Genomic DNA, 25,940 nt, shown 5'->3' on the forward strand with positions numbered 1-25,940 from the left:
GGAATCGCAATTTCTCGCGCAGAGAGGATACCAAGCGCAGCGGCGGGCATCTGTGGCACATCGCCGATAAACGTGTAAGAAAAGACTTACAAAGGAGGCGGACAGCCTGCCCCCCACTAACTCGGAAACGAAAAGCCCCCGAGCCTGATGAGGCTCGGGGGCTCTGGAGATGTTAGTCAGCCCAAGACCCGACGCTCAGCCCGTCGCCGAAGCGCTTACAGCCCGAGAAACCGTTCGAAGCGCGCCCGTTCTTCTTCCAACGCGGGCTCGAACGCCGCATCCCTAAGGGCATGTCCGCTCACATAGCCCGGCTGCAACTGCAACTGTCCGTCACGTACGGCGGCATTGGCCCAGCCAATGACCTGACCGCGCCACAGCATGGGTAGCGCGTAGTAACCACGCACCCGCTGCGCTGGCGGCGTATAGGCCTCGAAGCGATAGGCCCAGCCCCAAAAGCGCTCGAAGCGTTCGCGGTCCCAGACTACCGGGTCGAACGGCGCCAGCAGGCGAAGGCGTTCGTCCAGCACAGCGTCGTGTGCGAAGCGTCGACTACCAGGGTTCTCGCCGGCCGGCCAGTACCAGCGGCAGCCGTCTATCGTGGCCTGAGGTAGCCGCGCCTTGGTACGTGCCAGTGCATGGCGGCGACCCTCGCGCCACTGTGGCGCCGCCGCAGAGCCCACCCAAGTGACGAGGCGACTGAGCGTGGCCGCAGGTAATGGCGCGTACTTCGCCACTGCCACGTCGATCAGCGCATCCAGGGTAGCGTCAGGGTCCGCAGGGCAGTCACGTTCATGGGCAAGCTGCGGTGCGTACAGACGTATCCCACCTTCGCGCCGCGCCACACGCAGCAGACCGCGGTAATGCATGCCGTCCAGGAGCTGGGTACTGGCCCGGCTGTTGCCACCGAACCAATTCCTGGTCGCACCATGCTCGAACGCGGCGTCCACCTCGCGTGGGTGAACCACACCACGGCTTTGCACGAACTCCAGCACGGCCCGTGCCTGCGCCCAGCGCGAGGACGGCCACTCGGTGCGTGCCGTCCGTGGGTGCATCAGGCATTGCGTTGCACGCGGCAGAATGCCGTAGTTGACAAAAAAATCCTCCTCGACGGCTAGACGCGGGTAACGCGCTTCCAGATCGCCGGCTCGGTAGTCGGTGACACGATGGCGCAGCGTCAGGTCCTGAGCCCGTGCGGGGGCACGTATCGGGTCGAACTGGACGAAGCCCAGCTTTGTGACGGCACGCATCAAGGCTCTCGGCTTGAACAGACTGCGCGTGATAGCGTACCGGCGAAGATGGTCCAGGGTGATCGTAGTCGGCATACGGTGATCATAACCCATGACAGAAATTGCGATGACGTATTCGAGGCGCACGGTACCCAGTGAAGAAAAAACTGCCCAGTGTGTAGCGAAGCACTCCGTTATTCATATAGCATCCGTTTGACCTTGCCCTCGACTCTCTTAAGTATGCTTGGCCCTGCATTGCTCAAAAGCTCGCCCGACGCATTGAAATCGGAAATAAATCTTTTCTCCCATTCTGCGTTTCTACGGTTACTCTGCTTTTTTGTGACTGGTGCGCGGGGTATGTCAGCCGGATCGATCTCTATGCCCATAAATCTTGCTATATCATTTATCGCCTGGTCGAGATCATGACGAACATGATCAAAGTCCATCTCGATGTAGTTACAACCATTAGCCGCTAACGTATACCTCCATGAGGCATTGTTCAAAATGGTCTCACGAAGGCACTTGTCAATGTGAGCGAAATCATACTGCGGATTGTCATTTACCGCTTTTTGGCCGGAAATCCATACTCCCGTTTGGCTAGCTATCGACAACGACACGGCTTGTTTCAGCAAATTTTTTCTCGACAAGAGAATATAATAGGCGTCTGGAAAGCAGTTGACCACATTATCGAAACCACCAAACAGCTTGATGTGTGGGTAATGAAGCTTTATCCCAAACACACCATTAGGTGATGTCCTTCGCCGCTTTATTTCCGCCATGACCCCCTGCAAGTCATCTATGTCTAGTCGTATTTTCCATTCCGAAAGATTTGCAGGGTTCGCGTATTCCAATGGAAAACCAAACCTGTGCGTTTCATGGAGTGCATGCCCAAGCATATGGCTGCCAGACCTTCCCGTCGAGGCGATAACCAACACCTTGGAGGGACTTTGCACTCTTGGAAAATCATGACTTTCTGAAAATTGTTCTTCATATAAATGCATTGGATTACCTCCATATGCAAGACAGACAGCTGCCACCGCCCCAACCCGCAGTATGGATGGTAATTCTCTTCTTACCTAGTGATCCCCATTAAATGAACAGGGGGCGCCGAAGCGCCCCCGGATGTTACCAGCTGAAGCCCAAGTATCCGCTCAGCTCCAGCTACCCTTGCCTCCGCCGACGCCGGTGACGATGGAAACTGCCCCCGACTGGAAGTGGCCCAGCAGGTTGCTGTGGCTGTCGAAGAACAGGATGCTCAGGTAGACCGGGGTGGCCTGGAACTCGAAGCTCACGGTATCGCGGTAGAGCCGGTCGAGGTCGTCGGTGTAGACGTGCCCGAAGAGGGCGCCGCCGCCCGGTGAAGAGGCGCCGCCGGCATGGCCGTCGAAAGTCTTGCCATCGGTGATATTCACCTGGAACTTCAGGTAGAAGATCATGCTGGCGACGCTGCCATTGGCAGGATAGGCCTTCTGGGAGGCGGCCAGTGCCTGGGCGGCTTCGTCGATCTTCTCGGGCTCGAGCTTGCCATGCATGGCGACACGGAAGTCGTGGGCGATCAGCTGCTTGTCGATGGTTTGCGGAGCGTTCATCGGTCGATACCTCGTGCGTTGTTCTGGAATTGGCGGTCGGAACCCGACCGGCTTACTGCCCTAAGCATTCCAGTTCAGATATCTCATACCGACCGCATCACCTCGGTATCACCACGAGCGCCGGTATCAGCCCTGCCAAGCGCAACGGATCACTTCGGTATCACCTCAGCTGAGCCTCTTGGATGCGACTTCCTCCTGGTGGATTCTTAGGAAAACAAAGACTGGGGGGCGTCACCATGGACCATGCACCGCTACGGGTTGCCATCATCGGCGGAGGGGTTTCCGGCCTGTCGCTGGCCTACTATCTGCAAAAACTCGGCTGCCAGAAGCTCGGCAGCGAGCCGACCCGGCAGATCGAGGTCACGATCTTCGAGCGCAAGGCCACCCTGGGCGGCAACGCCGAGACGGTGTGGGTCGACCTGGGCATGCGGCGCCATCCAGGGAAGCCCGACTCGCCCTATCGTCGCTGGGCCGATCTGGGCGTCAATGACGTCAACCTGGCGACCTACCACCGCCTGCGCACGATCCTCGGCGAGATCGGCGAGCTGGAGCGCATGAAGCCGCTGGAGAATACCGAAAGCTATTTCAGCCGTGACGGAAGCATCGCCCTCACCGACGACAAGGAGCTGTTCCGCGGCGTCAGCGATCCGGCCCATGAGCTATCCAAGGTCGATGGAGGCCGGCTGGCACTGCTGATCCCAGTGGTCCACCAAAGTGCCATCGCCCTGGTGGAGAATCATCGCGTTACGCCGCGCTATACGGTGGACGATTTCTTCGACGCCTGCGTTGCCACACCCGCCGAGATGCTGGCCGCCGCGGCGGATCAGCTGCACGTCACCATCGACTGGCACGACCCCGAGCTGCCGGCCCGGCTGGAGCGCATCCGCCGCACCATCTACTATCCCCGCATCTCGGCCATGTACTTCGCCGACGATCGCGGCCCGGGTGGCATGCCGCTTCAGGCGCCCTTCGAGTACTACCGCATTCAGGAGGGCGGTTCGCCCCCGGATCGGCGCTACTTCGAGCACGGCGCCCAGCACTGGCTGGAGGCCCTGGCCGCCCACATTACCAACCCGAATACGCCGGGCGCCCGAGTCGAGATCCTGCGCGGCATCGAGGTCGAAGCGACGCTCACGACCCATGGCGTGAAGCTGAGCGAGCGCGCCCCCGGGGAGCGCCGCTGGGAGGCCGACCTGCTGATCATGGCCACCCACGCCGAAGATGCCCTGCCGCTGCTGACCTTCGGCGACGGCCTGAGCGAAACCAAGCGGGAGCTGCAGCATATCCTCGGCAAGGTGCGCTACACCCGCAGCTTCAGCGTCTGCCACACCGCCGCCGCCCGACTGCCGCCCAATCGCAACCTGTGGCGCACCTACAATATCGAGGTGCGTAAACGCGAGGACACCTTCTTCCCCTACCGCATCGACTACGTGGCGAATCGCCACCAGAACGATGCCGAGAACCCCGCCTACAATCAGGCGGGCCTGCCGCAGTATTTCGTCTCCCTGGTGGACGATCTCAACCGCATTCCCCGCAGCGAGATGCTCGATCGGCAGTCCTCTCCCCTGGACGAACCGGTAGTGCTGGAGGCCAACGCCCCCGACGAAGCCGGCTACCGTGACCGACTGCCGCCGCTGGACCCCGCCCTGGAAGCCAAGGCCTGGACCCTGTTCAAGCACAACGTGCTGGATGCCAACTGCCTAGAGGCGCAAGCGGAGATCGAGGGCTACAACCAGGCCACCGCCCGCAAGCGCCTCGATAGCCAGGAGGGGTGCCCGCTGCTGTTCGCCGGCGGCTGGACCCGCGGTGCCGGCCTGCAGGAGCAGTGCCTGGAGCAATCGGCGCATCTGGTCGAGCTGCTGCTGGGCACGGCGGAGCGCCGGGATGAGAAAGTCCTGCGGCTAGTGCCGAGTGCCGGCCAGGCGGGGCAGCGTCATCCGCAGGCCGACGGCTTCGCCTCGGTGCCAGCACGCTCGTAAGGCTTCCAGGGCGTGCGCCTCGCCGCCCTTCTCGCCCTCCGCTTGGCCGTTCTCCAGCCAATCGGCATGGGCCTCGATCAGGGCGCGGTGATGCTCACCCCAGGCACAGGGCTCCGCCCCCATCAGTTGGGTCAGGCGCCGGGCGTAGTGGCGGGCCGCCTCGGGGCGCCGGTCGAGCAGGCTGACCTCAGCCGCCGCGATCAGGAAGCGATAGCCGTTGTGCCCCACGCAGCCGGCGTCCAGCAGCGCTTCGCCCTGTTGTAGCGTCGCCAGGCGAGCCTCGGCATCCTCTGCCAGCAGCGCCCGGGTGCCCAGCACCCAGGGGCCGATAAAGGCCTGCATCCCATGCTGCTCCACCAGTTGCCAGGCGCGCTCGATGCTGGCTCGGGCTTCTGCCAGCTGCCCGGTGATCAGCTCGACCCGGGCCCGGCTCTCCAGTAGAAAGGCTTCGAAGCGCCATGAGCCCAGGCCGCGCGCAACCTCCAGCGCCTGGGTGACCTGCTCGTCCGCCGCATAAGGCTCGCCCTGGGAGAGCAGAATCCACCCCGCCGTGAGCCGCGCCACCACCTCGGCACGCCGATTGCCGACCCGCTTGCCCAGCTCGGCGGCATCGAAACAGTCGGCCAGCGCCGCCTCGGTCTGGTTGGCATAGATGCGGGCGGTACCCAGCATGAACAGGTTGGAGGCCTCCAGATCGGCGTGACCATGGGTTCGGCACAGCGTGACGCAGTGATCGAACAGCTCGAGGGTGCTGCGCATCTGCCCCTGAGCATAGTGGGCATCGCCCAGCCCGCTCAGGGCCTGGATCTCGGTGCGCACGTCGCCGCCACGGCGGGCCTGCTCCAGGGCGCGGGTGTGATAGGCGCGGCTGGTGGCAAAGTCGCCCCGGGGGAAATAGAGATTGCCCTTGAGATAGAGCGCCTCGGCCAGGGGCAAGGGATCCTCCAGCGCCTCGGCCAGGGGCAGCAGGCCGTCGAGTATCGCCTCCTCCGCCTCCAGGGCATCGAGCATGTTCAACACCCGGGCCAGCCACAGGTCGGCCGTGATGCGCTGCCGCTCCTCCCGGGCGAAGGCACGCGCCGCCTCGAAGTGTTCCCGCGCCGCCTGGATCTGCCCGGTGGCCATCGCCACCTGGCCCTGCAGCAGCATCAGTCGGTACTCATCCTTGGGCGCGTAGTCGATTGCGCGGCAATCCCTCAGCAGCGCCATGGCTTCTTCATGCCGATAGCGGGCCATTTCCGCCGCCACCGCCTGCAGGAAGGCATTCGGCGCCTCCAGCGAACGCGCCCGGTGCAGGTGGCGCGCCCGTAAGCCCGGCTCCGCCTCGCCGTAGAGCGCGGCCAGGCGCAGGTGCAGGCGGTCGCGCTGGATCTTGGGAATCCCCTCGTAGATACCTTGCAGAATCAAGTCGTGCACGAAGCGGTAGCTGCCCTCTTCCAGCGGGCGAACCAGGCTGTAGCGCTGGGGCAGCTCGGGCTGATAATCGGCCTGCCCCAGCACCTCCTGCAGCGAGGCCAGGGAGAAGCGCTGCCCCATCACCGCGGCGATGCACATGGCCCGACGATCTAGATCGGTGAGCTGATCCAGCTTGCTCTGTACCAGATTGGCGAGGCTGGCCGGCAGGCTGCGCTGGGGATGAAACAGCAACAGTTGGGTAAGAAACAGCGGATTGCCCTGGGCCTGACTGACGCAGCGGGCGGCGTGCTCGGCGGGCACCGTACCGTAGCTGGCGACCAGGGCCTCGGCCTCCTGCGGGCGCAGCGGCGGCAGCTCGATCAGCGTGAGCGGCAGCTCCGGCAGCTGCGGGCGCAGGCGACTCTCCAGCGGGTCCTGCTCCAGGCGCGAAGTGAACAGCCAGATCACCGGAGCTTCCTGGGTGCCCTGCAGCAGCCCGGTGAGGGTGGCCAGCAGCGCCTCGTCCGCCCAGTGAAGATCCTCCACCACCACCAGCTGCGGGCGATGAATGGAGCGCGCCAGGAGCAGGTCGCGCAGTGCCAGCACCAGGCGCTGGCTGCGGGTAGCCGGGGTCATGGCGGCATAGAGCGACTGCGCCTCCTCAGGCTGAGGCAAGCCCAGCAGCGGACGCAGCAGCATGGCGTGATCCATGGGCAGGCGCAGCGCCGAGAGACGGGCCAGCAGGAAAGCCTCGTCCAGAATTTCCGCTTTCGCCTCGGCGGAGGGTTGCAGCAGCGAACGCGCAAGCTGCATCAGCGGGCCTTCATCGGCGCGGGTACCGAAGTCCAGCACCTCGGCCTGATGATGATCGGCATGGGCCGCGGCCATCTCGGCAAACTCGGCGCTCAGGCGCGTCTTGCCGATGCCGGCCACCCCGCGGATATAGATCAGATGACCGGCCTGGTAGGCCTGGGTGCTCTCCAGAATGGCTTGCAGCTGGCCCAACTGCACCCGGCGCCCCACCAGCTCGAAGCGAGCGTCATGAGCCTCGTCGCGTGGATGGCGATAGCGCAGCCACTCCCCGCCTTCATCTTCGAAGACGAAACGCTCCGCCAACTGCACCGCCACCCCACGCTCGACCCAGACGCCGCTCTGCCCGGCCGACATGGAAAGCGGCGCAGCCGTGGGCCAATGGCCGGCCTGAAGATAAACGCCACGCGCCACCCCTTGCTCCACCAAGGTGGCAGCACACAACAGGCCGCGCTGGGCATCGCTGCGGTAAGCGCGGGGCAGCCCGAACAGCGCCGTTCCCCCTTCCTCCAGGCTGCCGCCAAAATGCTGCACCCAGCTCGCCAGCGCCGACGGATCGGCCGCCACGGCGTGGAGTTGGATCAGTACACGGGCACTCTCCATCTCCTCGATATCGGCAGCGACAACGGCAGCCTCCTCAGCCTCCGCTGACAACTCCTCGACCTCGACCTCGTAGATCTCAGCCAGATGGCGCGCGGTACGATACAGCACCGCCTTGCCACTCTCCGCCCGCTTGATGGAAGCGATGGAGACACACAAGCGCCGATCAAAGCAGTACTCGGCCAGCGCCTCCTGACTCAGGCCCAGCCGCTTGCGATGCTGCTTCAAGCGCTCACGATCCAGCCGCAAGCGCCCGTCTTGGGGGATGATCACTGGTGGGGTCCTTTGCCGCTTAGGTGGGGCATGAGAGGGATGGTTGGCTAACGCTTGTAACATCAACTTTCATGATTACTCACCATGAGTGCCAAATAACCCCGACTTCAGTGACTCGGCGCGTAAGCGACTGGGTCCGCTGGAAGGCACTGTTAAAAATCCACACGATCAATTAACACCTTTCTGTGCCATTGCGCCAAATATATTGAACCATAAGTCTCATACGACTCAAAATTCAAAGCCACATCAGCAGTCAAAGATTCTTTGTAAATGTCACTCAATTTCAAAAGATCTTTCAAGTTATTTTCATCTAGCTCGATACTATCCTTGAAATGATTGTAAATATGATGAAACCTATCTATGGGATCAGGGTGTGTGCTAGGTCCTCCCATAGAGGGCATTATTTGATCTTTCACCCCTCGATATATGTGCAAGTACACGAAAAAGAACAAAGCACTATTTACCATATCGGCTTTCATATCTGGTGTGTAAATTGGCCTTTCTATTGCATCTAAATCGGCATCAAGCTCGTTTTTCTGTGAGTAAGAAAAAAATTTATGTGTTTTACCACTCAATTCCTGAGCAGATAGATATGCGCCGTCAATCAATTTCGAATCATTAAGATGACCCAAAAAGTGATGCGAAAACTCATGCCCTATCACGAACTCCAATTGTCGGTCAGTATGGTGCTGTACGCTATTATGGACTTCTGCTGGAATTTCGCCTCTAGGATCAAGATCGAAATCAAGCGCCTCTCTCTGGAGCATTGTTCTAATCGCAATCTTCATTGCAGCACTTCTTACATCTTGATGAACATCTACATCGCCATGATCCAAAATCGCCAGGTTCATAAAATATAAAAAATACCTTAACGACTCCGATATTGCAATCACATTACCAAATCTTGTTTTTTCGATAAGGCCGTTGGGTTTATCGCAAAATACAAAACCTGCTGCCAAACTCTTTGCTTCCGTAAAATCTTCATCAACCAGACACTTAATATAGTTTTCAAACGGCCTGGTATTAAAATAATCACTGAAACACCACCCATCTCCAGCATTGAGCATTCTCCGTCTAAATACACGATATATTCTCGTATGCTCGGTAGCGGCGTCAGCTCTAACCTTCAACAAGTAATCACTAGCAGACGAGACATTAAATATACGCTCAATCTCCTCATTTGAGCATAGCGTCATATAGAATGCCTTCGCTATTGCTTCTTGCTCCATGTTGCAATCCCCTTTGCTATCCAGCATCTAGTGCCGCAGTCCCATAATACTCGATGGCTTGTATACACTACAGAATGTTTCGATTCCCATTTTTATGAGCAATGCTGTAAGGTACACAGCTATTGCATAAACACCTATGCTGAGCCCGGATAATGCGCTCACGACAGAGGCGGTGATGTACTTCTTGTCGAGGACAGCCTGCATTCCGTTAGTGAACCACATCTTGTAGACTTCGCTATTTTTATCGCAGAAGGACCTCCATATAACGGCCTGAAATGCTGAAAGCACACCCTTCCCTAGCTTCTTACGCTCTTCGAAGGCAGCAGGCGAAGGAAGCTTCTTCTTTTCCTCGTAGGTAAGCAGGCCCTGTGACTCCTTGTGGACGTCATTGACGAACTCGAGCGCGCCCTCAGGAACCGAAGCGCCCAGAAGCTCCAATATGTCATCCTCGTGCTTCGAGTATATGAGCTTTCCCGCCTCATCCTGGATCTTATCAATATCCAGCTGCTCCGAGGCGCCCGGTGACAGACTAGCCAGCAACGCTTCCTCATCGAAGCGCTTGGCCAACGCCAGCCGGTACTCCGACTGCCGCTCAGGGGAGATAATGTTCTTCTCGCGCTCAAATGCCTCAAGTATGTATGGACGAGCGGATGCTAGATCCTTCTTTCGCAGATAGCAGATGGCTAGCAGCGTCGTAGCTTCTAGATAAAGCCGTGTGCGCCTCGAGACCTTCTGCCGTATGCCTATGAAGCCCGTGATGGCAGTGCTGAGGTTGCCCGACTCCATAGCCACCTCAAAGAGCTGATTCTTAGCTTTCATAAGGCGCGTCTCGTGCCCGGTGGGGCGAAGGACTTTTTGGATCTGGAGGGTGACCGACTTCGCCTTCTCGTAATCCCGCGCATCCGCGGCGGACCGCAGCATGGGTTCCAAAACGGCCAGCTGCGCGCGTTGCTCGTCACTTAATCTGTCATTTTTCGCCATCGCTGTACCTATCTACATGCCTAACACGAAAGCTGAGCGCACCGCTAACGGGCATGAAACGGCGCGCACGCTTACCGGCGTCGCTTCAAGCGCCTTGTTGGGCGATAGCTGAAAATAGCTCGGGGAATTCACTGCCGCATAGACCTCTGAGTGCCTGTTGGATCTCCTCGTCTTCCTCTGGTCCGCTAGAGTGTTGACACAGCGTAAGATAGATGTTCTTGCCTTCATGAATGCCGAATATCAACCACTCACCTGTAAGCTTTCCTTTTCTTGCTCGGTTCTCGTACCCGCCGATAACGTATTCATGCGCTAACTGTCCCTGCCACCCCAGAGGCAATGGTTCCTGCCTTTCTGCTTCTGCGACTCTGGCGCAGAGCGCTACGAATTTCTGAGTATTTTCGTGAAACATTCCCCATTCGTTATAAACATTCCGAACAAAGAACCGAGGGTTCACAAAATGCACTTTCCAGAGACCAGATAGAGCTACACCTTTGAATGGCTTTGCTTTCGGTGGCCTTGCCCGTTGGCGCACACCCTCAAGGGACTGAATCACGTCTGTTATTGAGTAGGTGTTTAGAGTACGGTGCTTCCACGCGCTTGCTAACTGAACAAGCAAATAACTGCTTATCCGGGTGATGTCGACTCCATATAGTCCGATATCTAAATACACATACGCGTCGACGTCTTCCTGTGTGACGCCAAATCCATCATATATGCTGCTATCGAAGTTCATTTCGCCCAACGTTGTCCATAACCGGCAGCCGTAAGCGGAGCGACGAAGGAGCCTAGCTTTTGGCTGCCGGAGTTGATGAAATTACTATACTTCCCATGGTAATCTTCCCACGGATATACCCAATAACGCCAGCGGACTCGTCGCTCATGGAAAAATGCAGCACGCAATTGCGACCGTGGCTCAAAAGAATAATTTAAAGTCACGGGTACGCTCCAGTTCGTGAACAATATTGTTGCGTTTTTCTTTATTTCAACGAGAGCTGAAACTATATTATTAGGTACTTGGCCGAATATCTGCGTCACCATACACTTCATGATACCAAGCCTGATGCTGCTTCCTATATCCCGAATATTCATCGCCTCTCCGTGCGTGCTCCTAACGCCTGAATAAGCTGCCAATATGGAGCGGCAGATGAAAATTGGTCAGTTTGATACACTGGTTATGTGGAGTCTCAATTTGCCGAGGAAACTAGCTCCAAAACTTTTCCCCAAGCTGCTAAGGCACCAGAGAACATAAACAGCCCACTGGCCACCGAAGCAAGCGCAGTCTTCTCACCTAGAGTTAGCACCTCTGTTGTCTTTAATGCCAGCTTATGTATAATTTTTACTATACAATAACCAATTAATGACGATGAAATTAGACCAACAAAAAGCAGTGTAGGAATGAAAGAAAGCAAGGCATATATAGTGGCACTAACTCCATCGATCATTAATGAGCTTTGAACAGGCCATTGGACCGCGTTCATATGTTGAAATTGAGCCATTACTTTAACGACTTCAATTGCACTTTGAAGGTCTGCATTTGCAAGGGCTAATACCGAATTCACTCCGATATATAAAAAATACAAATTTAAAGAAACAAAAAGGTACGCAGCAAACGTGTCTAGAAGTAGGTATTTGCCAACTCTGCCCGCAGCTTTAGAACTAGCAGCCTTTTTCACCAAATGGCGCGTTAGCAAAACTGAAGGAACAGCAAATATTGCATTGACAACAAGAAAATATAAACTTACTACTGAGAGGGCACCACCCGAGAATACGTCTTCTAAAGCCCAAGCCAGCGAATCAACAGCATACGCTCGACCTAATATTAGTGCAAACAATGACCCCCCCATCGAAAGGGTCGTTGCACGAATGACGGCAGTCACACATATGGTTTTTTGGCTACCCCAAAAAACCGAAAAAAAGTTATTCAAGCTGTTTGCTGCCGCATGAGGGACATTTCTTATAGTTATATTCTCCAACCTAATGAGTATAGGGAGAAGAACATCCTCCTCCTTACTCCCCAATGCCTCTCGCCATAGCGATGCGATGAGTGCGAAAAACAAACCTAATGTGCCAGCTATGGCAACAATTAGATATACGTTAGTAATAGTATTGTCCATTGTTCCTTCGAAGATTTCTCAGACCGCTATATTTCCGCATAACGCCCGCAACACGCGCAGCTTTGCAGTGAAGGAGAAGCCGGAACGGAAAAGCTGTCGCCGTGCTTGGCATTGTTATGCATGATTAGCTAGCACAGAGGGTAGATTTTCTTGTATTTGTTCAATAAATGGCTCCATGCGCATGTATGCTCTTTTAGATAGGTCCAATTGATAATTTAAACTCTTTCTAATTTCAGCATGAATGTGAATGGCATTCCGGGCTTCATAAAACTCAACAACTTCGTCTTTCAGCCAGCCATCTATTAATCCTAGCTTTTCGGCACACTCTGCTTTTCGGTCGAAACGAACTTTTGTAGTATCAGTCCTCCCGATCCCTTCATAAGTCGGAATGATATCTTTTTCATCATGCTTAAGCGCTGCCGCCAATGCAGCCTTTTTATCTGCAGGGATCGATATCACTTTTTTCATACTGAATTCTGTTAATGACTAAACCTCAGGATTTGATGCTAAATCTTTAAATAGAATGTGATGAATAACCGCCTCGTAGATAGAAGCGTACGATAAGACTTGCAGGCGTATTTGTGCCCGCAATAACCATGAATCAGCAGCCATTCCTTCTAGGAGCTTGTACACATAGCGAGTTGAAATGAATTCATCTGCCAGACGATCCCGAAGAGTTGGATCCGAAATAAAATCAAATCTGTCTTTATGCCAATCCCAGTCAGCTAAATGCCCTTCAAGATAGGCATCAATTGCTGATCTAGTTTCATCTGAAAATGCCATACTAACTCCGTTTCTTAGAATGCATTACGCCCGGCTCACCGAGCAAATTTTATTGGCGGCTTTTTTGGGACAATAAAGGTGACATAAAAATTTGTCCGGTGGAGCTGCTTTTCTTCACCTAAGCATAGCTCGGCCACTTATGCAGAATTCGCGTGCGTGCGTGCTTTGCCGGTTCCAATATACTGTATGCGTTTTACCTAATATGCTGGTATGTAGCCGAGTGCCTTTTGCACACCAGATTTTGTTTCTGTTAACCGATTCCTAAACCAGCCCAAAGCCACACCGCCTCTCCTGTATAAACAAGCCACCCCAACACCCCACAATTCACCATCACCCCACACCAAAAAATGGCCTGAAACGGCTGCTTCCTGGTTTTGTGCCAAAACAGTCGTTGTGCCACCAGTGCGCCGGGCCAACCACCGATCAAGCCTGCGAAGAGAAGCGTGGCTTCTGATGTTCGCCACTGGCCCCTTTCCGCTGCGGCTTTGTCGAAGCCGTACATGGCGAAGGTGATCGCGCTCAGCATCATGTAGGCTCCCACAAGCTTTAGCGGTATGTGGCCCAGAGCACTCAAGGCCGCCAGAAGCGTGGAGAAGGCTGCGACCACAGTGCAAGCGAATGCCATCCCCTTGCTGCGAGGAGCTGAGCGGTTTGGTGATAGAAAAAGTACCTTCTGTGCTCTGGGCCTGCTCTGGCTATCACGGGTCAGATGGTAAGTGATTGGCTCGTTCACTTTTGGCCGGCCTTCACCGCGGGGAAAGGCGCTGATATGGACGAACACGCGAGGGCCGCCTGCGGCTGGCGTGATGAACCCGAAACCCTTGGCGTCGTTCCACTGGGTGAGCTTGCCTTGCTGCCGCATTGGGCTCTCTCCTACACGGCCGAATTAGCTTTAACTCAATAGGTTACTGGTATTTTTAAATAAGAATGATTTTGTCAGGCGGGGGAAACCGGGGAGTTGGGGCACGCTACCGCCCCTGCTGGCAGAATGGATGAAGATTCGCATCATCCTAATGCGGCAGTCCCTGAGTACGTCTTGGTCACAAGGCTTTGTCTGAATAGGTGGCGAGCGCAGCCAGTATTCGGATAGAGCCTTAGCCGTCTACTGCGGCTTTTTACCTAACGTAACCAAGCGAAACGTTTAGGGCAATGCCAACGAAAGCATGAGGCGCCGATAGAGTCGGTTCGCTTGATCTGAGTCGGAAACAAAAAAAACCCAAAGACGGGTATCCATCTTTGGGTTCGATTTTGAGTGAGGTCCGCGTTCTTGCGGACCTGGCGTTCAGCGGTGCAGGTCGAAGCGGTCGTTCTCCATGACCTTGACCCATCCTTTCACGAAGCGGTCGACCATGCGCTCCTCGCCGCCGTTGGCGGCGTACTCCTCGGCGATGGCGCGTAGCTGGGAGTTGGAGCCGTACACGAGGTCGACGCGAGTGGCGGTCCACTTCTTCTCGCCCGTCTTGCGGTGGCGGCCTTCGAAGCGCTCTTCGCTGTCGTCGAGGGGCTCCCATACGGTGCCCATGTCGATGAGGTTGACGAAGAAGTCGTTGGTCAGCTGGCCGGGGCGGTCGGTGAGAATGCCGTCGTCGTTGTCACCCACATTGACGCCGATGGCGCGCATGCCGCCGAGCAGTGCGGTCATCTGCGGTACGCTGAGGTTGAGCATGAAGGCACGGTCCACCATCAGGTGCTCAGCCGGGATGGAGGTCACCTGGGGCTGCATGTAGTTGCGGAAGGCGTCGTGCCTCGGCTCCAGGTGGGCGATGGTATCCACCTCGGTCATCTCCTGGGTGGCGTCGGTGCGGCCCGGGGTGAACGGCACGGTGACGTTGTGCCCGGCCGCCTTGGCCGCCATCTCGACCCCGACGCTACCGCCCAGCACGATCATGTCCGCCAGCGAGATGTTGGCGTCCGAAGCGTCCTTGATCTGCTTGAGCTTGTCGATGACGTCGTACACGCCCGAGCGCTGGTTGATGTCCCAGCCGGTCTGCGGCTCGAGACAGATGCGCGCGCCGTTGGCGCCGCCGCGGTGGTCGGTCTGGCGGTAGGTGCAGGCCGAGGCCCAGGCGGTGCTCACCAGTTGCTTGGCGCTGAGGCCGGAGTCGGCGATCTGCTGCTTGAGCGTGGCGATCTGCTGCTCGTTGACCAGCGGCCCCTGGTGCTCGGGTACCGGGTCCTGCCACACGAGCACTTCGTTGGGCACCTGCGGGCCGAGGTAGCGGGCGCGTGGGCCCATGTCGCGATGCAGGAGCTTGTACCAGGCGCGGGCGAACTCGTCGGCAAGCTTGTCCGGGTTCTGGTGGAAGTCCTTGGCGATCTCCAGGTAGGCGGGATCGGTGATCATCGCCATGTCGGCGGTGTTCATCACCGGCGGGTTCTTCTTGCCTTCCACGTGGGCGTCGGGCACCCAGTAGCCCTCCTTCACTTCGACCGGCTGCCACTGGTTGGCGCCGGCGGGCGACTTCTTCACCTCCCACTGGTGGGCGAAGATGGTGTTGAGGTAGGAGTTGTCCCACTTGGTCGGCGTCGGGGTCCAGGCGCCCTCGAGGCCGGAGGTCACGGTGTACTCGCCGAGGCCGGTCTCATGGGTGTTGGCCCAGCCGAAGCCCTGCTGGTGGATCTTGGCGCCTTCGGGCGCTTCGCCCACGGCATCCGGCGAGCCGTTGCCGTGCATCTTGCCGAAGGTGTGGCCGCCCACCGTCAGCGCGACGGTCTCGCGGTCGTTCATGCCCATGCGGGCGAAGGTCTCGCGGACGTCCTGGGCGGACTTCATGGCGTCCGGCACGCCGTTGGGCCCTTCGGGGTTGACGTAGATGAGGCCCATCTGCACCGCGGCCAGCGGGTTGTCCAGCACGCGGCTGCCGTCTTCCCAGCTGCCGGTGTAGCGCTCGTCCTTGGTGGCGAGCCACTCGGTCTCGGGGCCCCAGTAGATGTCGTCCTCGGGTGCCCAGATGTCGGCGCGACCGTAGCCGAAGCCGAAGGTGCGGAAACCCATGGTCTCCAGCGCGCGGTTGCCGGCGAGCACCAGCAGGTCGGCCCAGGAGATCTTCTCGCCGTATTTCTGCTTGATCGGCCATAGCAAGCGGCGCGCCTTGTCCAGGTTGCCATTGTCGGGCCAGCTGTTGAGCGGGGCGAAGCGCTGGGCGCCGGTGCCGCCGCCGCCACGGCCATCCACCGCACGGTAGGTGCCGGCCGCGTGCCACGACATGCGAATGAAGAACGGGCCGTAGTGGCCCCAGTCGGCGGGCCACCAATCCTGCGAATCGGTCATCAAGGCATCGAGATCGGCGCAGAGTTCGTCGACGTCGAGCTGCGAGAACGCCTCGGCATAGCTGAAGTCGGCCCCGAACGGGCTGGCGTCGGGGTGTTTCTGATGCAGGATGTTGAGGTTGAGCTGGTCGGGCCACCAGTGCTCGTTGCCCTGCAGGCGGGATGTGGTGCGCGCCCCGTACTCCCGGCGTGTAGGCTTCTGATCGGACACGGTCTTCTCCTCGACTGGATGGTGGCCTAGGGGTCATTGTTGTAAACGCCTTGCGGCCCGAAGCCGTAGGCATGAGCGTCCCGTAAGCCGTCAGTTATCAGTCAAGGATTCGGAAGCGAAACCGTCAAGGCGGTTGAGGGCTTTCGGCTCGATAGGGTCAGGCTATGAGTGAAGATACCCAAGTCAGCGAACGGGCTGGACGGCGTTTGCGACAGCCTGGCAGTCGGATGCAGCGTCACTCCCCCGTTACGAAGGCGTCGGAAGGCCCATGATCACGGATTCGTTACGATGTATACGGGCACCGGAAACTCCACGGCACCGCTGGAGCGACTAAACGGCTTCAGCTCTACTTCCGCCTCCTGGGTTACGGCGTCGATGGTGTCCCGATCAAGCCGGATTCCAGCAAACGGAAACCACCCCTGTACGTCTGCCAATACCATGTGCTCAACGCTAGAGAAGCGGGCTTGTCCCTTGTGTTTTGCAATTTTCGGGGAACTGATGCCCGCACTGGCGAACAGGGACGCAAGCCTGTCCGGGTCACCCATCGAGAAGGGCATGCGAAGCGCGTCGCCTACTGACTTGCTGACCAAGCGCTCGTACACCTCGGCGAGGGCAGCATAGGCGGGCAGGTCTTCCAGCGAGCCGAACACCGCCACCGCTAAGTTGCCCCCTGGCTTTAGAACACGCTTCATTTCCCGTAGTGCCGCCTCTGGCGCGAGGAAGAGCATCAGGCCGAACTGGCAGAGTACGGCATCAAAGCTCTCGTCTTCATAAGGCAAGGCTTCAGCGTCTGCTTCGCGCCATAAAACTTCGGGTGAGATTCGCCGTGCTACGGCCAGCATGCCGGGATTGATATCAACTCCCGACACTGACCCGTTTGACCCAACTCGCTCGACGAGGACTCGTGTCAGTACGCCGGTACCACACGCAACGTCCAGGACATCTTGCCCATCGCCAATATCCGCGGCATCTGCTAACCGATGCGGCCATTCCGCAAACAAGGCTGGAGCAAGAAGGCTCTCATACTCTGCTGCCACCATTTCCAGCTGCTGCTGATGTAGTTGGCTCATGCAAAAGCCTCCTGCGCAGCCAAGCCGCCATTACCCGTCTGTCGCGCGCTGAGAGTTAAGCGATTTGGACTCGAACTCGCTTTGATAGCCAGGTTTTGCCGCTACGAATATTGTAGACCACATGCTCGCCTATTCACTTGCAGTAGGCTGGGCTGCGAGCCGGCAGACCATGAGCGGGCGCAGGCACAGCGCCAGCTCCGCTTCCGCTCGCTCATCTGCTTCCGGCCATTCCGCCAGTTCCGCCGGTAGCGGTTCGAGCGGCTTGTGCGCCCGGTAGTGATCCACCAGTGCATTGCGGGTGATCTGGTAGAGCCTTCAGGTCAGGTTGCATTGCGCAGTACCGCCTGCGGTAGCGCGATCAAATCCGTCACGCCATAGTCCTTGCCGCATTGGCTCAGCAACGCCGTCAATTGGCCCCGATGATGGGTCTGATGGTTGAAGAAGTGCGTGACCGCGAACCACATATCGAAGGAGCGAGGCTCGGGATTGCTGATACTCGTATATTCTAGCGTGCCTGAAAGCTTGTCTTCCGTGAGCGAATCGGCCCACTGCACGATCTCTTCATCGGTGGCTTTCCGGTCATCTCTCAGCGCATCGAACGCCGAATGAAGCTCTTGGTCCAGGCCGCTGACATGAAATGTCTTCCCGGTGAATCGCGCCAGCCAGATCTTGTCTGCCAGCAGCAGGTGGTTCAGGGTGCCATGGATGGACTTGAAGAAGACTCCACGATCTTCCTGCCGCTCGGCCTCCGAAAGCTCGGCGCACATGGCGTAGAGACGCTCGTTCATCCACCGGTTGTAGCTGGCTAGATCTCTTGCTTGTTGCGCATGCATGTCGACACCCTCCTCAGGCCTGGCATTGTGCGGGAGCAGATCACCACCACTCTCCGTGTCTGATGGCTAACGTTCGACATGAGCGGCGGCGGATTCCCTGTAATGACGAGGCATTTCATCGACTGTCGATCTCACTGGTGTGCGCTGCGTATTCCTGGGTCAGTCTTTCGTACAGTTCAAAGGGAGGGAACTGCTCGAAGCGATGCATCGCCGGTGTGGCGGCCCACGGCAGTTTCTCGCTCGTGTAGGTCTCGATGAACGGCACGAACCAAGCGGCATTGTCGAACATCGTCGGGCGCACGTTGACGATGGCCTCGATGGCGGCCGGCCGGGTGAACATCCAGCTCATGCAGTGGGGGCAAAAGAAGTGTGCCAGCTCCTTGTCGTGCAGGCCGCCGATGACCGGCTCCCCCAGCGTGACGCTGAAGGCATCGCTGGGAAAGATGGCACTCAGCGAGAAGGCGCTGGCACTCATGCGCTGGCATCCGCTGCAGTGGCAGGCCGCGGTCAGCAAGGGTGGCGCTGTCACACGGATCCGGACACCGCCGCAGCGGCATCCACCTTCGAGGGGGAGCAGGTCCTGGTTCATTGTCGGTTTCTCTGCGTTGCGTGAAGATGAATGTGGGTCAGCTTGCCCTGCGCTTCGTCTCTTGGCAAAGCGCGCCACACCGCGAGGCTTTGCTGTCAGTACTGCCTTTTCTCGTACTCCTCTTTATTCCCTCAGCCAGCCAAACGCATTTTCCAGGAACGCTTCCGCCTCCTCCTGTACCGGTATGCCATGGCACATGATGACATTGGTAGGTTCCCATTCGAGCATTCGCTGCAGGCATTGACGGGCCTGGCGATGGCGCAGCAGGAATGACTGGCGATAGTCGAGCGGGGTTTGCCCATGGGGAGCCAGCACTCGCCCCAGCCGGGCCAGTATCCGATGGAAGCGTGAAAGGGAGTTCGGATCGAAGTTCTCCACCAGGTCGCCGAAGATGAGGGTCCGGGAGGGTCGATGGAAGAATACGACTTCATCGAACAGTCGGCTGCCCTGGAAGATGAGCTGGTCGATTGCGTCGGCCCAGAATGGCTCCGGACGATCTTCCAGTTCCTTGTGAAAGGCCAGATCCTGCCGCTTTCGGCTAAGGCCGGGTGGCGCGAAACTCAGGGTATTCGTGTAGGCGGCCTGCCATTGAGCCCAGTACAGGTGGTGAAGGGTGTTGGGCGATACCAGGTACCTCGGCCGTCCCAAGGATTCCACGGCCTGGGCGACTCTTGGGGTCAAGTCGATCGGCGAGTGAATGAAGAGATCATCGTCAGGCAGCCGCACGACGGTCATGCGCGTCGGGAATGGCATGCTGAACCAGCGCACAACGGGGCCTTCCACGATCCATACGTTTTCCGCAACCTGCATGACTCCGTTCACGCCTCTCTCCTCAACCGTTTTCGACGCCTTGTCTTCGCTCGCTAGAACATCCGCTCCCCAGGCAGCCTGGATGCCTGGCGAAGCCACTCTTCCAACTGGGCTTCGTCGATCGGCTCATCCTGGTGGATGTGGAGGTAGCGCGTATTGGGATCCTTGGAGGCGACAGGCGGCGGTGGCTCCAGCGATGCGCCGTTGCGAGGCCAGACAGTCGGCGTATCGCTGACGAGCCGCATCCACTGGCGCCGCCCTACTCACTGTCACCAAGCATACCAGCTACAGGTTAGGCGAAGACTTGGCCACTCGATGATACGAAGCCGGTATCGACCATCGCCAGCTGGTCGATACCGGCTTTCGGAGGGCATGGCAAGGCTGCGCTCATCGGTGAATGATCTCCCCCTTGAGCGAATAGGCGATGCCCAGCACTTCGTCGCAGACAGGGCGCGGATACTCCATCTCGTTCATGGCCTGCATGATGTCGTCCATCACGGCCACGTATTCGGCCGCGCTGACGTTCATGCCGGTGTGGGTCTCGATCATCGAGCGGCCGGTGTACTCCACCGGCCCGCCGGAACCTGCCGCGATGAACTCCTTGACCTTGGTGCGGGCCCGGTCCAGCGCCTCTTGATCGAGGGCTTGGTAGCGTGGGCCGGCGACCTCGTTCTGCAGGTGGAGTTCGACGATGCGGTCGCAGAGCTTGTCAATACCGTCGCGACCGCCGAGTCTGTCATAGAGGGTTTCGTTCATGGCGAAATGCTCCTTTTCGAGATTCGTGTTCGGGTAGGTGCCGGGGCACCTACTAAAGGGCGTAACAATCCTTGTTACAACCGCAACAAAGGCAACTCCGATGACGGAAGCGGACCTCTCCTCGATTCGCACCGCCCTCGACGCCGGCGACTTCAAGCAGGCCCAGCAGCTGCTCGCCGAGATTGCGATGCCGCCCTCGTCCGAGCTGCTGGCGCTGCGAGCCCAGGCGGCTTACGGCACGGGCGACCTGGAAGGCACGCTGGCCGCCTATGGCGAGCTCTACCACCTGCACCTGGAAGCGAACCGCCTCCATGAGGCAGCCTTTGCCGCCGTCATGGTCGGCATGTACCTGATGATGGACACCGGCCTGATGGCCACGGTCCGCGCCTGGCTATCGCGGGCAGAACGCCTGGTACAAGACGCGCCGGACAATCCCGTCTGGGCATGGCTCGCCGCCGTGCGCACCTATGAGCGCCTGATGTGCGGCGACATGCCGGGCACGGCGCAGTGGGCGCAACGGGCCATGGACGAAGGCCAACGGCACGGGCTGGTCCCGCCACAGATCATCGGGCAGGTGGCCATGGCGCGGGTCCGCATCCATGACGGCGACCTGGAGGAAGGGCTGAGTGCGCTGGACGACGTCGCCGTGGAGCTGAGCTCCGGCCATCTCGACCCTCTCACTACGGGACAGATGTGGTGCGAGGTCATCTGCGCGATGCAGTGGATCGGCCAGCACGATCGCGCCGAGGAGTGGACCGAGGCGATGGAGCGCTGGCGCCATGGGGCGGCGTTCGGTGGGCTCAACGGCCGCTGCCGGGTGCACCGCGCGGAAATCATGCGCTTGCGCGGGCCTTGCGACGCCGCCGAGCAGGAGGCTCTGCTGGCCTGCGAAGAGCTGCGCCCGTGGATGCGGCGGGAGTACGGCTGGCCGTTGACCGAACTCGGCAACGCGCGGCTGCGCAAGGGTGACTTCGCCGGTGCCGAGGAGGCGTTTCTCGCAGCGCATCAGAACGCCTGGCTGCCTCAGCCGGGCCTGGCGCTGCTGCGATTTGCCCAGGGCCGGGTCGACGAAGCGCTGTCCATGATCAACGGTGCCCTCGACCACCCGTTCGACGTGCCGTCGAAGGAGCGCCCACCTTCGGGAGGCCTGCAGCGGGCTCCCTTGCGCGATGCCCAGGTGGTCATCGCGCTGGCGGCCGGAGACGGCGACACGGCCCGCACCGCCGCGGCCGACCTCGCGGAGATTGCCGGGACGTACCGCAGCCGCACGCTGCAGAACTCAGCGCTCGCCGCGCAGGGTCGCCTGGCGTTGTACGACGGTCAGACGAGCGATGCGATACGGCTTCTGAGCGAGGCCGTCATGGAGTGGGTCGCGCTGCGCATGCCGTTCGAGGCAGCGCAACTGCGCATCGAACTGGCGGCGGCGCACCGTGCGGCGGGCGACGAGAAGACGGCCGAGCTGGAGCTCGACGCAGCATGTCGAGCCTTCGAGACCCTGCATGCCCTGCCCTGGGCGGAACTGGCGCGAGAACACCTGCCGGCCATGCCGGCGCGGCAAGCGGCCGAGCCCGAGCAATGCCTCTTCCGCTGCGAGGGAGACATGCGCACGGTGACGTTCGACGGCCTCACCGTTCACCTGAAGGATCTCAAGGGCATGCACTACCTGGAACGCCTTCTGACCGAGCCCGGCCGGGAATTTCATGTGCTCGATCTGGTGGCCGTGGAGCGTGGCTCGCTCCCGGTCGGCGGCGCTGCGGAGGGTACCCGAAGCGATGTCCATTACGAACGGGGTCAGGCGGGGTTGGAAGTGTTCGACTCGAAGGCGCGTGAGGCCTACCGACAGCGACTCGCCGAGACCGAAGAGGACATTGCCGAGGCCGAGGCGAACAATGACTTCCACCGTGCTGAGCTGGCGCGTGCCGACCGTCAGTTCCTGATCGATGAGCTACGTCGCGGGGTCGGCCTGGACAGCCGGGCCCGAACCGTCGGTGACGGTCTGGAACGCGCTCGCACCAGTGCCACCCGCTCGCTGCGCTACGCCCTCAAGCGAATCTCGCAGCATCACCCGAGCCTCGGCGAGCATCTGGCGCGAACGATCCGCACCGGCAGCTATTTCGCCTACGAGCCCGACCCTCGCGCGCCGGTGCACTGGATGACCTGACGACTATAGGGACACATACTTCCTGCTGAGACGCACTTCCCAAAGGTACTCTAAAAGAACCATACCTATCGTGTTGGCGATACCACTCCTCTATACTCGCCCCATGACTTACATTCTTTAACATGATTCGGCGCGCCTGATGACGCATCGCCCCGCCCCACATGTATTCAGACCCAGTCGCCGCCGATTCTTGGCTGGCCTGGGGGGGCTGTTGCTGGCCGCCGGGCTGGGATTCAATCCAACGGCGCTCGAGGCCCGAGTCAACCGCACACGCCTGCGCGACAGCATGCAGCGTCTCTACGGCAGTTCGGGTCTCGCCATTCTCGAAGAGTGGTTCTCACTGCTCGACCGGCTACAGACTGCCGACCTCGACACCCAGCTGCGTGAGGTCAACGAGTTCTTCAATCGCCGCGTGCGCTGGCTCGAGGATACCCAGATCTGGGGCGCCGAGGATTTCTGGGCCACACCGCTGGAAACCATGGGCAAGCGCCAGGGCGACTGCGAGGACTACTCGATCGCCAAGTACGTGACGCTCAAGGAACTCGGCGTGCCCGGCTCCCGACTGCGCATGATCTATGTTCGTGCCCGCATCGGCCGCAGCCAGATCGTGCAAGCCCATATGGTGCTGGGCTACTACGAGGTACCTACGGCAGTGCCGTTGATCCTCGACAATCTCGTGCCTTCCATCACACCTGCCACCCAGCGTACCGATCTCGACCCCGTGTTCAGCTTCAACAGCGAGGGCCTGTGGGCCGGCGGCTCCAGCCAGTCGCGGGCCGATCCGGTGGCACGGCTGTCACGCTGGCGCAGCGTGATCGAACGCATGCAGCAGCAAGGATTCATCTGATGACGAAGCCACACGACAAGAAGCGACCGATAAAGCGGCACGAATCAGGGCGTTCATTTCCGGGGGAAACGAAGACATGTCATTGATCAAGCAGCTCTGGCTGACCATAGCGACCCTGCTGCTGCTGGCCTTCGTCGGCAGCCTGCTCATCGGCGTGTCGAGCAGCCGTCATTACATCGAGCAGGAAATCGAGATCAAGAACAACGACAACGCCAATGCACTGGCCTTGTCGATGAGCCAGATGGAGAAGGATCCGGTCATTCTGGAGCTATTGCTGGCCGCTCAGTTCGATACCGGGCATTACCGTCACATCGAACTACGCGATGCCGCAGGCGATATCATCGAGCAGCGCACTGCCGGCGAGTATATCGATGACGTGCCGGACTGGTTCGTCAACTTGGTACGTTTCGACGTGCCCGCAGGCCATGCGGTGGTGCAGGACGGCTGGCAGCAGTACGGCACCCTGGAACTGGAAAGCCAGCACAGCTTTGCCTACCGCTCTCTATGGCGCAGCACCCTGGAGCTGGCCGGCTGGTTCGCGCTTGCCGGTGTCGCCAGCCTGCTGCTGGCGAGCTGGATCGTGTGTACCATACGCCGCCCGCTGCGCAATGTGGTGAGCCAAGCGCAGGCCATCGGTCAACGCCGCTTCACTACGGCCAGCGAGCCGCGCACCCGGGAGCTGCGCGAAGTCGTCCAGGCCATGAACCAGCTCTCGCTGGCGGTCCGCCAGATGCTAGGCCAAGAGAGTGACAAGCTCGACCAGCTGCGGCGGCGCATGCAGCATGACCCGGTTACCGATACTCTTACCCGGGCGCCGTTCCTCGACCAGTTGCAGGCGCATCTCAAGAGCGAGAAGGACGATGCCAGCGGCACCCTGGCCCTGGTGCGGGTCGCGCGCCTGGCCGAACTCAACCAGCAGCTAGGGCATGCGGCAACCGATGCCCTGCTGGCACGGCTGGCACGGCGTCTCGAGCAGATCGCCAGGGCTCATGGCCATGGCACGGTTGGCCGCCTCAACGGCAGCGATTTCGGTGTGATCCTGCCGCGTCACCACGATCTCGAAGCGATTGGCGAAGCTCTCAAGCAACAGCTCGAAGCCCTGAATGGCGAGCAGGAGTTCAGTCCCTCCCTACCCTCCGCTCTGCGTCAGTACAGTCAGAGTGAACGCCAGGCCGAGCTTTTGGCCAGCCTCGATGGCGCCTTGGCATCGGCGGAAACACGCGGTGAGAATGGTCAGGAGATCGTCGACCAGCCCGCCAGCAACGTGCTCTTCACACGTCATGACGAATGGCGTCAGGCCCTTGGCGATGCCCTCCGCCAAGGCGTCCTCCTGGCACACTATCCCGTGCTCGATGCGCAGGGTCAGTTGATTCACCATGAGGTGCCGTCACGACTGCGCCTGAAAGGCGAATGGCGTCCGGCGGGGGTCTTCCTGCCTTGGGTATCGCGTCTGGCGATGGCGCCGACACTCGACCTCGCCGTGGTCTCTGCGGCGATCGCCGACGTCGAGTCCAGCGGTAAGGCGGTGGCAATCAACCTTTCCGCCGAATCGCTCAATGATGGCCACTTCGTCGGTGAGCTGCTCTCTCGCGTCAGTGCTCACCATGGCATTGCCGACAGGCTATGGTTCGAGCTGCCACAGTCCGTTGCCATGCAACAGCCCCAGGCGCTGAAGACGCTCTGCCATGCCCTGCTTGGGCTGGGCTGCCGGGTCGGCCTGGAACACGTCGGCACGCAGTTCGGCAAGATCGAGGGGCTGCAGGACCTGGGCCTGAGCTTCTTGAAGGTTGAAGGTGCGCTGAGCCAGGAGATCGAGAGCCGCAGCGATCAGCAGAGCCTGCTGCGCGGCATGGCCACACTGGCCCACTCTCTTGGCATCATGGCCATTGCGGAAGGCGTGGAAAGCCAGGGAGCCGCAAAGACGCTCTTCGAGCTGGGGCTGGATGGCGTGACGGGGCCGGGAGTGCGTGAACACGGCGTTCACGGGTGAGACAAGACACCCTGCTAGCGAAACGGCCGGCATTGCGCCGGCCGTTTTCGTTCGTAGCCTCAAATGGTGTCGTTGTCCTCTTCCGACATCAGCCCGACGCTGTTCCTGCGCTTGCGCAGCGACTGGCGCTCCATCAGCTTCTGCTGGGCGGGCTCGGGCAGGTCGGTAAAACTGATCACGCCCTTGTCCATCAGCACGTTGATCACGTCTTCGAGTACCCGCACGAAAGCCAGGTCGGATTTGGATAGCGCCAGGTTCTCGGCGTCATCCTCCGCGACGAAGCTCTGAAGCTCGGGTGAACACGGCGGCACGAATTCACGGCACTCTGCCGTTGCCTCACGGCTAACTTGCACGACCTGGCCCGATTCGTTGCGCTTGATGTACATGGCTCTGCCCTTGAATGGTCCTTACGTAGAGTAACAAA

23 protein-coding genes are annotated in these 25,940 nt (G+C 59.4%); 4 read left to right on the forward strand and 19 right to left on the reverse strand.

The window, feature by feature from the left end; genetic code table 11:
* Positions 1-215: 215 nt before the first annotated feature.
* From KPL81_RS09110 to KPL81_RS09120, 3 genes are all read right to left on the reverse strand, one after another.
* The gene (locus KPL81_RS09110; RefSeq protein WP_219791563.1) at positions 216-1,247 is read right to left on the reverse strand and encodes a DNA glycosylase AlkZ-like family protein; all 1,032 of its coding nucleotides are present in this window, start codon (positions 1,245-1,247) and stop codon (positions 216-218) included.
* Between the two features lie 173 nt (positions 1,248-1,420).
* Positions 1,421-2,227: a Stf0 family sulfotransferase gene (locus KPL81_RS09115; RefSeq protein ID WP_219791565.1), complete on the reverse strand. Its 807-nt coding sequence runs from the start codon at positions 2,225-2,227 to the stop codon at positions 1,421-1,423.
* Between the two features lie 150 nt (positions 2,228-2,377).
* A complete protein-coding gene (locus KPL81_RS09120; RefSeq protein ID WP_111412218.1) occupies positions 2,378-2,815 on the reverse strand; it encodes a VapA/VapB family virulence-associated protein in 438 nt (145 codons plus the stop codon).
* Positions 2,816-3,051: 236 nt separating this feature from the next.
* On the opposite strand from KPL81_RS09120, the gene KPL81_RS09125 reads away from it, so the two are divergent.
* Positions 3,052-4,794, forward strand: a complete 1,743-nt coding sequence (locus KPL81_RS09125; RefSeq protein ID WP_219791567.1) for an NAD(P)-binding protein — start codon at positions 3,052-3,054, stop codon at positions 4,792-4,794.
* On the opposite strand, the gene KPL81_RS09130 is transcribed toward KPL81_RS09125, so the two are convergent.
* The 15 genes from KPL81_RS09130 to KPL81_RS09205 form a co-directional block, all read right to left on the reverse strand.
* Complete coding sequence (locus tag KPL81_RS09130) at positions 4,717-7,872, reverse strand: ATP-binding protein (RefSeq protein WP_219791569.1); 3,156 nt, start codon at positions 7,870-7,872, stop codon at positions 4,717-4,719. The genes KPL81_RS09125 and KPL81_RS09130 overlap by 78 nt on opposite strands.
* 152 nt (positions 7,873-8,024) lie before the next feature.
* Positions 8,025-9,101: a M48 family metalloprotease gene (locus KPL81_RS09135; RefSeq protein WP_240549150.1), complete on the reverse strand. Its 1,077-nt coding sequence runs from the start codon at positions 9,099-9,101 to the stop codon at positions 8,025-8,027.
* Positions 9,102-9,128: 27 nt separating this feature from the next.
* Positions 9,129-9,920 (reverse strand): hypothetical protein, encoded by a 792-nt coding sequence (locus KPL81_RS09140; RefSeq protein ID WP_219791572.1) that lies wholly within the window; start codon positions 9,918-9,920, stop codon positions 9,129-9,131.
* 247 nt (positions 9,921-10,167) lie between these two features.
* A complete protein-coding gene (locus KPL81_RS09145; RefSeq protein WP_219791574.1) occupies positions 10,168-10,815 on the reverse strand; it encodes a hypothetical protein in 648 nt (215 codons plus the stop codon).
* A complete protein-coding gene (locus KPL81_RS09150) occupies positions 10,812-11,171 on the reverse strand; it encodes a hypothetical protein (protein ID WP_219791575.1) in 360 nt (119 codons plus the stop codon). Before KPL81_RS09150 ends, KPL81_RS09145 begins: the two co-directional genes overlap by 4 nt.
* Positions 11,172-11,266: 95 nt before the next feature.
* Positions 11,267-12,196, reverse strand: coding sequence for a hypothetical protein (locus KPL81_RS09155; RefSeq protein ID WP_219791576.1), 930 nt, complete (start codon positions 12,194-12,196; stop codon positions 11,267-11,269).
* A 114-nt stretch (positions 12,197-12,310) separates the two neighbouring features.
* The gene (locus KPL81_RS09160) at positions 12,311-12,664 is read right to left on the reverse strand and encodes a hypothetical protein (RefSeq protein WP_219791577.1); all 354 of its coding nucleotides are present in this window, start codon (positions 12,662-12,664) and stop codon (positions 12,311-12,313) included.
* Between the two features lie 18 nt (positions 12,665-12,682).
* Positions 12,683-12,979, reverse strand: a complete 297-nt coding sequence (locus tag KPL81_RS09165) for a hypothetical protein (protein ID WP_219791579.1) — start codon at positions 12,977-12,979, stop codon at positions 12,683-12,685.
* 250 nt (positions 12,980-13,229) lie between these two features.
* Positions 13,230-13,841, reverse strand: coding sequence for a DUF1294 domain-containing protein (locus KPL81_RS20605; protein WP_240549151.1), 612 nt, complete (start codon positions 13,839-13,841; stop codon positions 13,230-13,232).
* A 420-nt stretch (positions 13,842-14,261) separates the two neighbouring features.
* Positions 14,262-16,460 (reverse strand): catalase/peroxidase HPI, encoded by a 2,199-nt coding sequence (katG, locus tag KPL81_RS09180; protein WP_219791580.1) that lies wholly within the window; start codon positions 16,458-16,460, stop codon positions 14,262-14,264.
* 272 nt (positions 16,461-16,732) lie between these two features.
* Complete coding sequence (locus KPL81_RS09185) at positions 16,733-17,530, reverse strand: methyltransferase domain-containing protein (RefSeq protein ID WP_219791582.1); 798 nt, start codon at positions 17,528-17,530, stop codon at positions 16,733-16,735.
* A 320-nt stretch (positions 17,531-17,850) separates the two neighbouring features.
* Positions 17,851-18,363: a DinB family protein gene (locus KPL81_RS09190; RefSeq protein WP_219791586.1), complete on the reverse strand. Its 513-nt coding sequence runs from the start codon at positions 18,361-18,363 to the stop codon at positions 17,851-17,853.
* 115 nt (positions 18,364-18,478) lie between these two features.
* A complete protein-coding gene (locus KPL81_RS09195) occupies positions 18,479-18,952 on the reverse strand; it encodes a GFA family protein (RefSeq protein ID WP_219791588.1) in 474 nt (157 codons plus the stop codon).
* 123 nt (positions 18,953-19,075) lie between these two features.
* Positions 19,076-19,774, reverse strand: a complete 699-nt coding sequence (locus KPL81_RS09200) for a DUF4336 domain-containing protein (protein ID WP_219791590.1) — start codon at positions 19,772-19,774, stop codon at positions 19,076-19,078.
* A gap of 375 nt (positions 19,775-20,149) precedes the next feature.
* Positions 20,150-20,518, reverse strand: coding sequence for a truncated hemoglobin (locus tag KPL81_RS09205; RefSeq protein WP_209472417.1), 369 nt, complete (start codon positions 20,516-20,518; stop codon positions 20,150-20,152).
* A 100-nt stretch (positions 20,519-20,618) separates the two neighbouring features.
* On the opposite strand from KPL81_RS09205, the gene KPL81_RS09210 reads away from it, so the two are divergent.
* From KPL81_RS09210 to KPL81_RS09220, 3 genes are all read left to right on the forward strand, one after another.
* Positions 20,619-22,679 (forward strand): ATP-binding protein, encoded by a 2,061-nt coding sequence (locus KPL81_RS09210; RefSeq protein ID WP_219791592.1) that lies wholly within the window; start codon positions 20,619-20,621, stop codon positions 22,677-22,679.
* 139 nt (positions 22,680-22,818) lie between these two features.
* Positions 22,819-23,526, forward strand: coding sequence for a transglutaminase-like cysteine peptidase (locus KPL81_RS09215; protein WP_219791593.1), 708 nt, complete (start codon positions 22,819-22,821; stop codon positions 23,524-23,526).
* 76 nt (positions 23,527-23,602) lie between these two features.
* Positions 23,603-25,516, forward strand: a complete 1,914-nt coding sequence (locus tag KPL81_RS09220; RefSeq protein ID WP_219791595.1) for an EAL domain-containing protein — start codon at positions 23,603-23,605, stop codon at positions 25,514-25,516.
* A 59-nt stretch (positions 25,517-25,575) separates the two neighbouring features.
* Here KPL81_RS09220 and KPL81_RS09225 read toward each other — a convergent pair whose 3' ends face one another.
* Positions 25,576-25,902 (reverse strand): tryptophan synthase subunit beta like protein, encoded by a 327-nt coding sequence (locus tag KPL81_RS09225; RefSeq protein WP_219791597.1) that lies wholly within the window; start codon positions 25,900-25,902, stop codon positions 25,576-25,578.
* Positions 25,903-25,940: the final 38 nt, after the last annotated feature.

It is taken from the genome of Billgrantia antri, assembly GCF_019430905.1.
GTDB classification, from domain to species: Bacteria; Pseudomonadota; Gammaproteobacteria; order Pseudomonadales; family Halomonadaceae; genus Halomonas; species Halomonas antri.

What these genes read in the sequence shown, in the direction of transcription:
- KPL81_RS20605 (WP_240549151.1), bottom strand. Translation starts at nt 13,841, where the DNA reads ATGCGGCAGCAAGGCAAGCTCACCCAGTGGAACGACGCCAAGGGTTTC.
- KPL81_RS09150 (WP_219791575.1), bottom strand. Translation starts at nt 11,171, where the DNA reads ATGAATATTCGGGATATAGGAAGCAGCATCAGGCTTGGTATCATGAAG.
- KPL81_RS09140 (WP_219791572.1), bottom strand. Translation starts at nt 9,920, where the DNA reads ATGAAAGCTAAGAATCAGCTCTTTGAGGTGGCTATGGAGTCGGGCAAC.
- KPL81_RS09145 (WP_219791574.1), bottom strand. Translation starts at nt 10,815, where the DNA reads ATGAACTTCGATAGCAGCATATATGATGGATTTGGCGTCACACAGGAA.
- KPL81_RS09155 (WP_219791576.1), bottom strand. Translation starts at nt 12,196, where the DNA reads ATGGACAATACTATTACTAACGTATATCTAATTGTTGCCATAGCTGGC.
- KPL81_RS09120 (WP_111412218.1), bottom strand. Translation starts at nt 2,815, where the DNA reads ATGAACGCTCCGCAAACCATCGACAAGCAGCTGATCGCCCACGACTTC.
- KPL81_RS09205 (WP_209472417.1), bottom strand. Translation starts at nt 20,518, where the DNA reads ATGAACGAAACCCTCTATGACAGACTCGGCGGTCGCGACGGTATTGAC.
- KPL81_RS09185 (WP_219791582.1), bottom strand. Translation starts at nt 17,530, where the DNA reads ATGAGCCAACTACATCAGCAGCAGCTGGAAATGGTGGCAGCAGAGTAT.
- KPL81_RS09195 (WP_219791588.1), bottom strand. Translation starts at nt 18,952, where the DNA reads ATGAACCAGGACCTGCTCCCCCTCGAAGGTGGATGCCGCTGCGGCGGT.
- KPL81_RS09165 (WP_219791579.1), bottom strand. Translation starts at nt 12,979, where the DNA reads ATGGCATTTTCAGATGAAACTAGATCAGCAATTGATGCCTATCTTGAA.
- KPL81_RS09115 (WP_219791565.1), bottom strand. Translation starts at nt 2,227, where the DNA reads ATGCATTTATATGAAGAACAATTTTCAGAAAGTCATGATTTTCCAAGA.
- KPL81_RS09190 (WP_219791586.1), bottom strand. Translation starts at nt 18,363, where the DNA reads ATGCATGCGCAACAAGCAAGAGATCTAGCCAGCTACAACCGGTGGATG.
- KPL81_RS09125 (WP_219791567.1), top strand. Translation starts at nt 3,052, where the DNA reads ATGGACCATGCACCGCTACGGGTTGCCATCATCGGCGGAGGGGTTTCC.
- KPL81_RS09215 (WP_219791593.1), top strand. Translation starts at nt 22,819, where the DNA reads ATGACGCATCGCCCCGCCCCACATGTATTCAGACCCAGTCGCCGCCGA.
- KPL81_RS09225 (WP_219791597.1), bottom strand. Translation starts at nt 25,902, where the DNA reads ATGTACATCAAGCGCAACGAATCGGGCCAGGTCGTGCAAGTTAGCCGT.
- KPL81_RS09210 (WP_219791592.1), top strand. Translation starts at nt 20,619, where the DNA reads ATGACGGAAGCGGACCTCTCCTCGATTCGCACCGCCCTCGACGCCGGC.
- KPL81_RS09220 (WP_219791595.1), top strand. Translation starts at nt 23,603, where the DNA reads ATGTCATTGATCAAGCAGCTCTGGCTGACCATAGCGACCCTGCTGCTG.
- KPL81_RS09160 (WP_219791577.1), bottom strand. Translation starts at nt 12,664, where the DNA reads ATGAAAAAAGTGATATCGATCCCTGCAGATAAAAAGGCTGCATTGGCG.
- KPL81_RS09135 (WP_240549150.1), bottom strand. Translation starts at nt 9,101, where the DNA reads ATGGAGCAAGAAGCAATAGCGAAGGCATTCTATATGACGCTATGCTCA.
- KPL81_RS09110 (WP_219791563.1), bottom strand. Translation starts at nt 1,247, where the DNA reads ATGCGTGCCGTCACAAAGCTGGGCTTCGTCCAGTTCGACCCGATACGT.